Origin of the sequence: Wolbachia endosymbiont (group A) of Oxytorus armatus (assembly GCF_964027005.1) — a bacterium.
GTDB classification, from domain to species: domain Bacteria; phylum Pseudomonadota; class Alphaproteobacteria; order Rickettsiales; family Anaplasmataceae; genus Wolbachia; species Wolbachia pipientis.
Genome location: NZ_OZ034719.1, coordinates 990,209 through 1,002,943 on the forward strand (window position 1 = coordinate 990,209; position 12,735 = coordinate 1,002,943).

Consider the following 12,735-nt stretch of genomic DNA (forward strand, 5'->3'; position numbering starts at 1 on the left):
TTGAACATTTATAAAAACTCCATATACTTAAAAAATACAAGCTTAAAATATAAGGATGTAATGATGAACGATGATTTAGATAGTACCACAAAACAAGAGGCACTTAATTATCACAGTAGAGGTGGTAAACCTGGTAAAATTTCAATCATGCCAACAAAACCTTTATCTACCCAGTATGATTTGTCACTTGCTTATTCCCCTGGCGTTGCAGCTCCGTGCCTTGAAATAGCTAAAAATCCTGAGGTTGTTTATGATTATACGGCAAAAAGCAACTGTGTTGCTGTCATTTCAAATGGCACTGCAGTGCTTGGACTTGGTAATATCGGTCCTCTTGCTGCAAAACCTGTCATGGAAGGCAAAGCTGTTTTATTTAAGCGTTTTGCTGATATTGATGCAGTTGATATAGAAGTTGGTACAGAAAATATAGAAGATTTTATCAATGCAGTAAGGTACCTTGGGCCAAGTTGGGGGGGGATAAATTTAGAGGATATAAGATCTCCCGATTGTTTTATAATAGAGAAACGTCTGAATGAACTGATGGATATTCCAGTGTTCCATGATGACCAGCATGGAACTGCAGTGGTTGTTGCAGCTGGTATAGAAAATGCTCTTGATATTGTCGGAAAGAAATTAGAGGACGTTAAGATCATTATGAATGGTGCTGGAGCAGCCGGTATTGCATGTTTAGAAATACTAAAGTCCATGGGCGCTAAAAATATAGTGCTGTGTGATAAGCAAGGAGTAATATACAAAGGTAGAAACGAGGACATGAATGAGTGGAAGGAAAAATATGCAATTGATACTTCCGAACGTTCTCTACTTGATACAATAAAAGGCGCTGATGTATTCATCGGACTATCTGCAAAAGATGTGTTAAATGAAGAGATGTTAAAGAGTATGGGCAAAGACCCGATTATTTTTGCTCTTGCCAATCCCGATCCAGAAGTAAGGCCTGAGTTTGCAAAATCTGTGAGGCCAGATGCAATAATTGCAACTGGTAGGTCAGATTACAACAACCAAGTCAACAACGTAATGGGTTTTCCTTATATATTTAGAGGGGCACTTGATGTACATGCAACAACAATAAATGATGAAATGAAAATTGCAGCTGCAGATGCAATAGCAAAGCTTGCCCGTGAGCCAGTACCAGGTGAGATATCTGCAGTCTATGGCGGTCGTAAAATGGGCTATGGACGTGAATATATAATACCTACTCCATTTGACCCAAGATTAATTTCTATAGTAGCTCCTGCTGTTGCAAAAGCCGCAGTTGATTCAGGTGTTGCAAGAAAGGCAATACAAGATTGGAGTAAATATGAAAATCAATTAAAATCTCGTCTTTCTAATGTTCTCAGTACGCTGAATTTACTATCTTCACATATGTAATTTATTGGATAAAGTTAAAAGTGATAAACCAACCCAAACTCTAAGCCATATATGCCAAACCTATTGGTAATGGTTGCAGTTGTTGATTCAACACGTGCAGTTTCATCAACTTTACTTCCTCCACCGGCAGGAATATATCCTTCACCAGCTAGTATCTTTATTCCTGGTACAATATCTTTAAATTGGTTATCAAGGATACCAAAATAGCGTAAACCAGCAAATGCTTGAGTTTGTGCTGTAAGTTGGTGATTGATACCAAGTTTTGCTTGGTAAGCCAAGGCATATCTGGTTTTTCCTAGAAATTTAACCCTAGTTACACCTGCACCAATACCAACATATGGGGTGAATGGCATTTTTGCTATATTAAAATCACGATATACATTGACCATTCCAGCTAAGTTATTAAAACCTTCATTTTTCATCTTAAATGCAGCTCTGAACTCTGCTTCAACACTACAATTTTCTTGAATGTGAATATCAACCTTTCCACTTCTCCAAGGTGAATTGCATTCCGCTCCAGTAGACGCATCATTGTGACGACGAAGTTCAATATATCTTGCTTTTTTCTTATCTGAATAATCTTCATCATATAAGTTAGTCTGAGAATATAAGCCTTCAAACTCAACTCTCATATTTTTGAATAAATACCCTATTGCAGCACTACCGGCAAACCCTGGAACATATTTAGGACTGTATCCAGCTTCAATTCGCTCCTTCTTATTAAAACTAAAAACCCCCTCTGTTATATTGTCACCTGCATCTTCTTTTCCTTCTAGAGAACCTATTGCATTGAAGAATGCTCCAAAATAGTTAGCTTTGATGTAAACATTCTCTAAGTTATTTATTTTATCATCGTAAGATAAGCACCTAAATGAAAAAGTTAGCAAAACCAAAGATATGTGAATTTAAATCTTTCGCCCACCACAAAGCCTCCCTGCATAACTTGTCATTCCATTATTATAGTATGCTTCTATTTTTTATGATAGCAACTTTTTATTGCGCTCAATCGTTTTAGATTTATAATGAAAGTATTGTAATTTAAAGCAAATCAATGACTATTGCAATTCACGAATTAGAGAGGATCATCAAACAATCGTTCCCCGACGCTGATATAAAGATTCATGATCTTGCTGGAGATGATGACCATTATCATTTAAAAATAAACTCCAAGTGTTTTCTTGGAAAGACAAAAATAGAACAGCATAAAATGGTATATAAAGCTCTGGAAGGTCAGTCTATACACGCCTTGCAACTGGAAACTAATACTTAAAAATAAGGTGAATTTATGAGCAATTTTGAACAAATAAAAAAAGATATAACAGAAAATGATGTGGTATTGTATATGAAAGGCACTTCTGATTTTCCTCAATGCGGATTCTCTGGACTCGTCGTGTCAATCCTAAAAAAATTGAACGTGAAGTTTAAGTATATTAACGTGTTGGAGAATGATGAAATACGTGAATCTATAAAAAAGTTTTCTGATTGGCCAACAATTCCACAATTATATATAAAGGAAGAGTTTATTGGTGGTTGCGACATCACTCGCGAGATGTACGAAAAAGGCGAACTGCAAAGTTTATTGAAGGAAAAAAAAATTATTGCGGAATAAGTACCAAGAAACCAGTGCCCAGACGCTGGATAACGTAGTATAGCTATGAAAAAGGATCTTATGTCTTAAATCGTATCCGTTCAGGGGAGCGGCAAAATAAGGTAGACAAAGCAAGATAATAATGTTGATGTTAACACTATTGTCAAGTTTACTGGCCTTTCTATTAGTGAGATTGAAGAATTAAGTGTGAGCGGTTACAAATAATTTACCATTTCTTCTGGTTTCACTATCCTTTCAAACTCTTCCTCAGTGAGCAGTTGAAGTTTTGCTGCTGCTTCTTTTAGAGTGATATTTTCTTTATAAGCAAGCTTCGCTATTTTTGCTGCATTGTCGTACCCTATATGCGTATTTAATATAGTGACCAACATCAACGACTGATTCAGTAAATCTTTTATCCTCTCTTCATTTGCTTTAATACCAACTACACATTTTTCTGTAAAATTTAAACTTGCGTCAGCTAAAAGTCTTATAGACTGCAAAACATTGTAAATTATCACTGGCTTAAACACATTCAATTCAAAATGACCGTTTGAACCACTAATAGTTACAGCAACATGATTTCCCATAACTTGAGTGCATACCATAGTCACCGCTTCACACTGAGTTGGATTCACTTTACCTGGCATAATTGAAGAACCAGGCTCATTTTCCGGTAACATTATTTCCCCAATTCCGCATCTTGGACCAGAACCAAGCAACCTTATATCATTTGCAATTTTCATTAAACTGACTGCTACTGTATTGAGTGTTCCACTGAGCTCAACTAAAGCATCATTTGCTGCTAGCGCTTCAAATTTATTGCCTGCTGAAGTAAATGGAAGGTTAGTAATTTCTGCAACTTGGCTTGAAAAATCTTCAGCAAAACCCTTTTTAGTATTGAGTCCCGTGCCAACTGCAGTGCCACCTTGTGCAAGCTCATATATATCACTTAAAGTTGATTTTACTCTCTCTATCCCCTTTTTAATCTGGACTGCATAGCCAGAGAACTCCTGTCCTAGTGTTAGGGGCGTTGCATCTTGCAGATGAGTACGTCCTACTTTTATTATATCTTTAAATTCCTGAACCTTATTATCCAGCACCTTATGCAATTTTTCAAGATTTGGAATAAGCAAGCAGTTTATTTGCTCTGCTGCTGCTATATGCATTGCTGTTGGAAAGGTGTCATTTGACGACTGACCATAATTCACATGATCATTTGGATGTATTGGAGATTTACTACCCAAATTACCACCTAAAATCTCTATTGCACGATTGCTGATCACTTCATTCATATTCATATTAGTCTGCGTTCCGGATCCGGTTTGCCAAACAACAAGCGGAAATTCATTATTAAATTTGCCATCTATTACTTCCCTCGCGGCTGTGCAAATTGCGTCCCCTACCCTATCATCTATAACACCATGTTTCATATTAACACGCGCTGCTGCAAGTTTTACTATTGCTAATGCTTTAATCAGAGGCTCTGGCATTTTTTCTGTGCCAATCTTAAAATTTTCTAAAGAACGCTGAGTCTGCGCTCCCCAGTAATGTTCACTTGGTACTTTTACTTCCCCTAAGCTGTCTGATTCTATTCTCGTCTTTCTATCCATATTTTCCTCCTGGTGTTATGCAAACTGGTTCACTACATAATTTTTTCATGCCTACTTCTTGGTTAATTAAATCATACTAGATCCAAGTAGTCAAGTGTACGAACATTGCAATTTTCAGGTAACTTGCATGGTAGATGCAAGTAGCTGACACTGATTCACTTTATGATGGTGTCATTCCAGTCTGGAATCCAGCCTTTTCATAATCATCAAAACGTTGTATTTTAACATAAAACGGCTACTTTTATGCTTACCAACTTAATAAAATTCCTGGATCCCAGTGTCTGGGCACTGGGATGACACCCTTCTGACCCCAGTTATGGATTAGAAAACAGATAAAAGTAGAATTAATAAAGAGGGAAATAGGGTAAACTCAAGTATTTTAACAATAATTTAAGAGGTTACCCATGAAGAAAGATATTACAGAACTTTACTGCTGCGTCGAGGATTTTTGTCGTGTAGTAGATGAAAATTTTGCAAATAAGTTCTTATCAAATGGCAAAAAACCAACCAGAGTACCAGAAATAGCGCACTCAGAAATGCTAACCATAATCCTGTTATACCACCAATCGCCATGTAAAAACTTCAAGGCTTTTTATCTTTGTTACCTTAAGTTACTCTATAGATCAGAATTTTCAAAGATGCCTTCATATCACAGATTTATTGCCTTAAAGCCGAGAGTTTTACGGTATTTAGCATTACTTCTTCAATGGTTCTGCGAACAAGCGAAAATGACAGGTACTTCCTACATTGACACTTCTACGATTGCCATTTGCCACAAGAAAAGGATCTCTAGGAACAAAGTTTTTGATGGTTTAGCAGAAATTGGTAAGAGCACGTATGGTTGGTTTTTTGGCTTTAAATTGCACTTGGTGATTAACGAAATTGGAGAAATTCAATCACTTACTCTAACCAAAGGTAACGTTGATACCTGTGCCAACTATAACTAAAAGACTGACAGGACTTTTGTTCGGAGATAAAGGCTATATCAAGAAGGAGCTCTTTGAGGAACTCTTCGATAGAGGTTTAAAGCTTGTCACTAAAGTGAAAAAAGGCATGAAAAACGCACTAATCTCACTAAAAGAGAAGGCTTTATTGAGAAAAAGGTCGATTATTGAGACAGTCTTTGGTTGTTTAAAAAATAAATTTGAGCTTGAACATACACGGCACAGATCGCCAATAAATTTTCTGGTACATATTTTTTCTACATTAATTTCATATTCCATGCAGTCAAAAAAGCCTTCTATTTCTAAGCCTTACTGTGTTGGTTAATCCATAACTGGGGTTTCTGGTGGACTCAAATCACGATGTTTGCACAGCTGTACGCTTAGTTCTGGTTGCACGCTACCATTCTTGTACATCCATAAATAGAAAATTTACGCTTTAAAAGGATCATATACATCGATTTCCTTAGAATTACTCTTTTTCAATTTTTCACTTAATAATCTTAAAATAGGCTGTAAATCACCATTAATTGATAAGCACAGCACTTCTTTATTGAGATAATTAGCTAGGTGATTCTTCTTTTCCAGAATTTCTACTTCCCTCAATAAGTCGCATTTGTTCAGTACTACAATCTCTTCTTTTTCAACAAGATCACTATTGTAAAGTTCCAATTCATTATGGATACAACTATAAGCCGAAACAACGTCACCATGAGTTACATCGATTAAATGAAGTAAAATTTTACACCTTTCTATGTGCTTTAAAAATTTATGCCCGAGCCCAACTCCAAGGTGAGCATCAGTAATTATTCCAGGAATATCTGCTATTACAACTTCGCTATCATCCACTTTTGTCACACCTAAGTGGGGTCTTACGGTGGTAAATGGATAATCGCCTACTTTTGTATCGGAATTTGAGCAGCGAGTCAAAAATTTTGATTTACCTGCGTTTGGCATGCCAATAATTCCAACATCTGATAAAACTTTTAGTTTTAATAATACATGTTTTTCTTCGCCAGGCTGACCGTAAGTAAAATGTCTTGGTGCCTTATTAGTAGAAGATTTAAAATTAGTATTTCCAAGTCCACCTTTTCCACCCTGTGCTACTTGAAATTCCATACCAGGCTTGTCAAGGTCTACTATTATCTCTTCACTTTCTTCATCAATTATTTGTGCACCGACTGGAACTTTAAGTATAACGTCTTTCCCTGCTGTGCCAGATCTATCCCTGCCTGCACCATTTTTTCCACTATCTGCTTTAATGTGTCTTCTATAACGAAAATGAAGCAAAGTGTTGAGATTAGCGTCGCTGATGAAAACTATGTTTCCACCCTTTCCTCCATTACCACCATTTGGACCACCAAATTCAACGAACTTTTCTCGACGAAAACTTGCACAGCCATCACCACCGTCACCGGCTTTTAAACACAATTTTACTTCGTCTATAAAACCCATGCTAACCCACGATAATATTTAGCATCCTTTCCTAATGTGCTTTCTATTCTGATTAGCTCGTTATACTTCGCAAGCCTATCAGAACGCGATAGCGATCCGGTTTTTATTTGCCCGCAATTTGATGCAACTGCTATATGAGATATTGTTGTGTCTTCTGTTTCACCTGAGCGGTGAGAAATCACAGCTTTGTAGCCATTTGATTTTGCCATTTCAATTGCAGCAAAAGTTTCTGTTAACGTCCCTATTTGATTTGGCTTGATCAGTACAGCATTTGCCATTTTTTCTTCTATTCCTTTGCCTATTAGTTCACAATTTGTAACAAATAAATCATCCCCAACCAATTGAATTTTACTCCCCAATTTTGCAGTAAGTAATTTCCAACCTTCATAGTCGTCTTCACTCATTGCATCTTCTATAGAAATTATTGGATATTTTTCCACAAGGTCACAATAGTATTCAGTCAATTCTTTTGAAGTAAGTCCCTTACTTTCAAATTCGTAAATTCCATCTTCATAAAAAGTAGATGAAGCAACATCAAGGCCTAGTGCAAAATCACTTTGCGCTGAATAACCTGCTGATTCTATAGCGTATATGATCAAATCAAGTGCTTCTTCAGTGCTTTCAATATTTGGTGCAAAACCACCTTCATCTCCTACGTTTGTGCTATAACCTTTTTTCTTAAGAATGCTACGTAAGTTGTGGAACACCTCCGCAGATATTCTAATCGCTTCGCTGAAAGTCTCAGCACCGACCGGAAGAATCATGAATTCTTGGAAATCGAGCTTATTGTCTGCATGTACTCCACCATTAATTATGTTAATGAGTGGAACCGGCATAACACTCGTCTGCTTTCCTCCCAAATATCTATATAGCGGCATTTTGAAACTGTTTGCTGCTGCTTTTGCAACTGCAAGAGACACACCCAAAGTTGCATTTGCTCCAAGTTTTGATTTGTTTTTTGTTCCATCCAGTTCAATTAATGCTTTATCAATTGCATTTTGGTCCGCTGCATTCATTCCAATGATTTTATCTGTTATCACTCCATTTACAGCTTGAACAGCTTTCAGCACTCCCTTACCACAATACCTTTTCTCATCTTGGTCTCTGAGTTCCAAGGCTTCCAGTTTACCGGTTGAAGCTCCAGAAGGTACAGATGCCCTGCCTATTGCTCCATCACAGAGTTCAATTTCCACCTCAACAGTGGGATAACCTCTGCTATCTAAAATTTCTCTTGCAAATACGTTGTTGATTATCTTATTCATCGCATTAAACCTTAACTTCTGCAATAAGTGCTGCAGTTTCTTTTGCCAATTTAGCTATATTACTACCAGCACCAATAAATAATACTATATCACCTGGACTTGTCGAATCACTAATAAAATGTGAAATGAGCAAAGCATCATTCATAATTTTTGTGTTATTACTGACTAGAGCTTTCTGTATATCATCAATTCCACAACCAGGAATGGGCTTATCTTCTGGAGGATGAACAGGAGTGAGGATGACATAATCAAACATCATGAAAATTCGTATGAATTCATCAAAAAAATTACGAATGCGAGCAAAACGAAGTGGTTCGATAATTCCTATTACTTTTCCTTTAGTAATCGAACGTGCAGCCGTTAAAGTTGCATATATTTCATTTGGATGATGGGCATAATCCTCAATTAACTTAACGCCTTTAATATTGGCAATCAAAGAGAATCTTCTTGCTACTCCTTGGAATTCCAAAAGGCCTTTTTTAATCTCTGCATTGCTAATCCCGAGCTTTATCGCAACTGATATTGCAGCCAAGGCGTTGCTGACCTTATGCATTCCTATTGCTTTTGATAGTACTATGTTTTTTATTCTGTGGTTATTGTCAATCAACACATCAAATTCCATGCTGTTATTATGTTGTTCGATGTTGCTGGCTCTAATGTTACCACTCTCAAACCCAAACATCATAGAGTTACTTGCATCATAATTAATGCCTACAGAATCAGGCAAAACTGCAAAATCTGCTTTGCTTATAAACTGAGAAAACGCATTTTTAATATCGTCGAATGTACCATAATGATCCATATGATCGTCGTTAATACTCGTTATGACAGCAATATTTGCAGGAATTTTTAGCATGGTTCCATCAGACTCATCAGCTTCGATTAAAAAAATGTCACTCTTTCCAAGTCTTGAATTACTCTGATACGAATTTAGTATTCCTCCCACAATTACAGTTGCATCGATATTAGAATGATCAAAAATGGAAGCAATCATTGCTGTTGTCGTTGTCTTACCGCTCGAACCTGAAACCGCTATCACATATTTATCTCTTAAAAGTTCAGCAAGTATGTCTGATCTATGCAAAATGGTTTTATTGTTATTTTTTGCCGCAATTAACTCCACATTATCAGATTCTATCGCAGAAGAATGTACAACTATTTGAGCTTGGCTTATATTATCAGCATTGTGACCAATATAAACCTCTATACCCAGCTTTTGTAACCTATTTATATTGTCGTTTGATTGTGCATCACTACCTTGAACTTTGTAATTGGAATTGTGAAGAATTTCAGCAATGGCACTCATTCCGATTCCACCTATACCAATAATATGTATTATTCCTTTTTGAGTTTTGTTAATATTTAGCAGTAGATGTTTACTCATTACTAAATTTATTATAGTATAATTTAAAATCCTCATAGTATCGAACCCTCTTACCGAATACAATGATAAAAAACCTAACCTTTCTATGTCTAATATTTGTTTTGATAAGTAGCTGCAGTTTTAGCAACAGGTTTAACTGCACTGCAGGTCATTATAAAATTGGCAGCAGCTACACAATAAATGGTATAACTTATTATCCAAAAAACTGTAAACACTATGAAGAGATAGGGATAGCATCGTGGTATGGAATAGAAGATCATGGCACACTTACAGCAAATGGTGAAGCGTTTAACCGTCACTTGATCTCTGCAGCGCATAAGACTTTGCCCTTACCCTGCTTTGTTCTTGTCACTAATTTAGAAAATGGAAGAAAGCTTGTTACAAGGGTTAACGATAGAGGGCCTTTTATTGAAGGCAGAATAATAGACTTATCAGAAAAAGCAGCTCAAGTCTTAGGATTTCATAAATCTGGGCTTGCAAAAGTAAAAGTTCAATACCTAAGAAAGATGTCAGAACAATTGATACAAAATACTCCTCATTACAGAAAGCAATATGAAAAAGAAATGCAGAAACGTCATCCGAAACAAGACAGTGCAGAAAGTAAGGGATATGTTGCATTTTTTAAAAGTGCTCAGGCTGCTAAATCAGCTGCATCAAAGCTTCGCAATCAAGGAATAAAAAATGTTAGATTGCTTTTTAAGAACGATCAATATTGCGTGAAAGTGAGTTATAGGTAGTGGTGAGTGCAGAATTTGAAAGATTTGGTTAATGTAAGGAACGCTGGCTAACTATTGTAAGTTAAAAATGTGATATAAAAAAGATATCAACAATTTATAGCTATACCACCGCGATATCTCTTAGCCGCTAACACGTAGCGGAATGACGAGCTTATCGTCACGCCACCGCTAACCGTCATACCGCGATTTATTCGCGGTATCTCAGCCGCTAACAAGTAGCGAAATGACAGCAATCCTACGTCATGCCGCCGCTAACCGTCATACCGCGATTCATTCGCGGTATCTCAGCCGCTAACAAGTAGCGGGATGACGAGCTTATCGTCATGCCACCGCGAACCGTCATGCCGCGATTCATTCGCGGTATCTCAGCCGCTAACAAGTAGCGGGATACTTGACCTTTACAGGAATGACAGTTGTCGTTTAGCTATAAATATTAAGAAATTTACCAAATGAAAAAAAAGCAAAGAAACCCTAGGGTAGCTAGTATTCAAATTCTCCCTTGTCTATTTGACGTCTTTTACTGTCTTAAACACTTTATAAGCGCGTTTCGGCTTGTATAGGTAGAAACCTAAAAGTTTTATAAAGACATGAGGTGCACATAGTGCAAAAAATTAAGCATGATTTACGCCAAATACATTAAGTTTTTTGTCATTAATCCACTGCAGAGATTGCGAAGATAAATAAATAGCTTCAGTTTCATGATAAGAGGGCTGGCGGAGTTTGTCAAGTAAGTTTTTCGTTTCATCCAATGCGCTGCCAAAAGTTTGTTATGCAAGAATGCACTAGCCATTTCTCACAGATTCATTTAAACTTAATCAAGTAGGAGTATTATTAACGCGAAAAGAGTTTAATTAGAGATTTAAGTGATATGGCGCGTGAGGAAGATATAAACCAATTAGTAGAAAATGGATTTGATATTAACTCAAAAGATGCAAGAGGAATCACTCTCTTGCATAAGTTCACAAAAGAAGGCGATTTAGTTGGAGTAAAGTCATTACTAGAGCACGAAGCTGATTTCAATGTCGTAGACAACGAAAATAGAAACCCTCTGCATTACGCCATTATGCATGGACACAAGAAAGTTGCTAAACTTTTTGTTAACCAACTGACAATTAATTCCAAGGATAAAAATGGATTCACTCCACTGCACCTTGCTGCACTACAAGATGACACGGAATTAATAGATTTTTTGATAACAAAAGGCGCAAAAATTAATGAAAAAGATGTCAAAGAGGGCTATACTCCTCTTCATATAGCTTCACTATACGGTTCTAAAAAAAGTGTTCAAATTTTAATTGATAGCGGAGCAAATCTCGAATGTGAAGATAACAATTTTCGTACTCCTTTGTTTTTAACCATTTATCAATGCACCGCACATTATGACAGCAGAGCAGAAATTATAGAATATCTGATAAAGAAAGGTGCAAATATAGAAGCCAAAGATGCAGAAAATAACACTACGCTTTTCCTAGCAGCGTATAACAACAAAATGCAAATAGTAAAACTTATTGCAAAAAAACAGCAAGCAAGTAACGATAAAATTAAACTTAAAGAGTTTTTTTGCACAAAAAACAACCATGGTTTTGATGCGTTAGATTGCGCTATTGAGCATAATAATAGAAAAATGGTAACATTTCTTGTTTCAAAGGGAATAGAAGCAAACGATCAAGATTTTAATGGTAACGCTAGGCTGCATAAAGCTAGCCATAATGGTAACACTAAAACAGTTAAGCTCTTATTGAAGCTTAAGGTAAACGTTAATGCTGTTACTAAATGTAACAGAACTCCCTTGCTACTCGCAGTTAAAAAAGGCCATACACAAATTGTGAAAATGTTATTGGAAGTTAGAGCCAATATGAACATTTGTGAGCAACAAGGTTTTGCACCTCTACATCTTGCTGTTCAAAAGGATTATTTTGATATAGCTCAGTTGTTAACAGAAAAAGGTGCAGACCTTAACATTAAGTGCAATAACGGTCATACCGCAATAGATATGTTCATTAGCAAGGCTCATAGCAAAAAAAACATCGAAGAAAATTACAAAAAATTTTGTAGATTTTTGATGCTTTACCTGAAAGAGCTACATAGTAAACACAAAGCCTGTTGTATACTTTCAACCCTAGCTCTAAGCTTAACAATTATAGGCTTACCATTTATTTTCAAGCCTATTATTAAATACAGAGAAAGAAGTAAAATATATAAAAAAATTAGGGCTATGCTGGTCTACATTTAAGTACAAGAAGAGTATACAAAAAATACATAGCCAAAGCTAATACACGACAATTATAGCCTTTCTTATAATAGTCCGAATGCGATAAGATATGTGTTTATGGCTATAGCAGGCCAGTAGCATATTACGGTCTGTTCGGATT

10 protein-coding genes and 1 pseudogene are annotated in these 12,735 nt (G+C 36.4%); 6 read left to right on the plus strand and 5 right to left on the minus strand.

The window, feature by feature from the left end:
* Nucleotides 1–63 precede the first annotated feature (63 nt).
* Complete coding sequence (locus AAGD79_RS04930) at nucleotides 64–1,386, plus strand: malic enzyme-like NAD(P)-binding protein (RefSeq protein WP_155969552.1); 1,323 nt, start codon at nucleotides 64–66, stop codon at nucleotides 1,384–1,386.
* Between the two features lie 14 nt (nucleotides 1,387–1,400).
* Here the strand turns inward: AAGD79_RS04930 and AAGD79_RS04935 are convergent, their stop codons facing one another.
* The gene (locus AAGD79_RS04935; RefSeq protein WP_080717615.1) at nucleotides 1,401–2,273 is read right to left on the minus strand and encodes a P44/Msp2 family outer membrane protein; all 873 of its coding nucleotides are present in this window, start codon (nucleotides 2,271–2,273) and stop codon (nucleotides 1,401–1,403) included.
* A gap of 164 nt (nucleotides 2,274–2,437) precedes the next feature.
* Here AAGD79_RS04935 and AAGD79_RS04940 point away from each other — a divergent pair, with 164 nt between their 5' ends.
* Together AAGD79_RS04940 and grxD are read left to right on the plus strand one after the other, a co-directional pair.
* Entirely contained in the window at nucleotides 2,438–2,656 is a 219-nt protein-coding gene (locus tag AAGD79_RS04940; protein ID WP_006280012.1) for a BolA/IbaG family iron-sulfur metabolism protein, read from the plus strand.
* Between the two features lie 15 nt (nucleotides 2,657–2,671).
* Nucleotides 2,672–2,995 (plus strand): Grx4 family monothiol glutaredoxin, encoded by a 324-nt coding sequence (gene grxD, locus AAGD79_RS04945; RefSeq protein WP_006280013.1) that lies wholly within the window; start codon nucleotides 2,672–2,674, stop codon nucleotides 2,993–2,995.
* Between the two features lie 194 nt (nucleotides 2,996–3,189).
* Here grxD and fumC read toward each other — a convergent pair whose 3' ends face one another.
* Nucleotides 3,190–4,584: a class II fumarate hydratase gene (gene fumC / locus AAGD79_RS04950; RefSeq protein ID WP_265021313.1), complete on the minus strand. Its 1,395-nt coding sequence runs from the start codon at nucleotides 4,582–4,584 to the stop codon at nucleotides 3,190–3,192.
* Nucleotides 4,585–4,988: 404 nt separating this feature from the next.
* Between fumC and AAGD79_RS04955 the strand changes: the two are divergent.
* Nucleotides 4,989–5,853: pseudogene (locus AAGD79_RS04955) on the plus strand (IS982 family transposase).
* 104 nt (nucleotides 5,854–5,957) lie between these two features.
* Here the strand turns inward: AAGD79_RS04955 and cgtA are convergent.
* Genes cgtA through murC form a run of 3 tightly spaced genes read right to left on the minus strand, consistent with a single transcriptional unit; the run spans nucleotide 5,958 to nucleotide 9,662 of the window.
* The gene (gene cgtA, locus AAGD79_RS04960; RefSeq protein ID WP_341811219.1) at nucleotides 5,958–6,980 is read right to left on the minus strand and encodes an Obg family GTPase CgtA; all 1,023 of its coding nucleotides are present in this window, start codon (nucleotides 6,978–6,980) and stop codon (nucleotides 5,958–5,960) included.
* Nucleotides 6,968–8,242 carry a phosphopyruvate hydratase gene (gene eno / locus AAGD79_RS04965; protein ID WP_341811220.1) on the minus strand — a complete coding sequence of 425 codons (1,275 nt, stop codon included), beginning with the start codon at nucleotides 8,240–8,242 and terminating at the stop codon, nucleotides 6,968–6,970. Before eno ends, cgtA begins: the two co-directional genes overlap by 13 nt.
* 4 nt (nucleotides 8,243–8,246) lie before the next feature.
* Nucleotides 8,247–9,662: a UDP-N-acetylmuramate--L-alanine ligase gene (gene murC / locus AAGD79_RS04970; RefSeq protein ID WP_265042889.1), complete on the minus strand. Its 1,416-nt coding sequence runs from the start codon at nucleotides 9,660–9,662 to the stop codon at nucleotides 8,247–8,249.
* 26 nt (nucleotides 9,663–9,688) lie between these two features.
* Between murC and AAGD79_RS04975 the strand changes: the two genes are divergently transcribed.
* Entirely contained in the window at nucleotides 9,689–10,363 is a 675-nt protein-coding gene (locus AAGD79_RS04975; RefSeq protein WP_010082236.1) for a septal ring lytic transglycosylase RlpA family protein, read from the plus strand.
* Between the two features lie 868 nt (nucleotides 10,364–11,231).
* Complete coding sequence (locus tag AAGD79_RS04980) at nucleotides 11,232–12,596, plus strand: ankyrin repeat domain-containing protein (protein WP_341811221.1); 1,365 nt, start codon at nucleotides 11,232–11,234, stop codon at nucleotides 12,594–12,596.
* The last annotated feature ends 139 nt before the right edge of the window (nucleotides 12,597–12,735 follow it).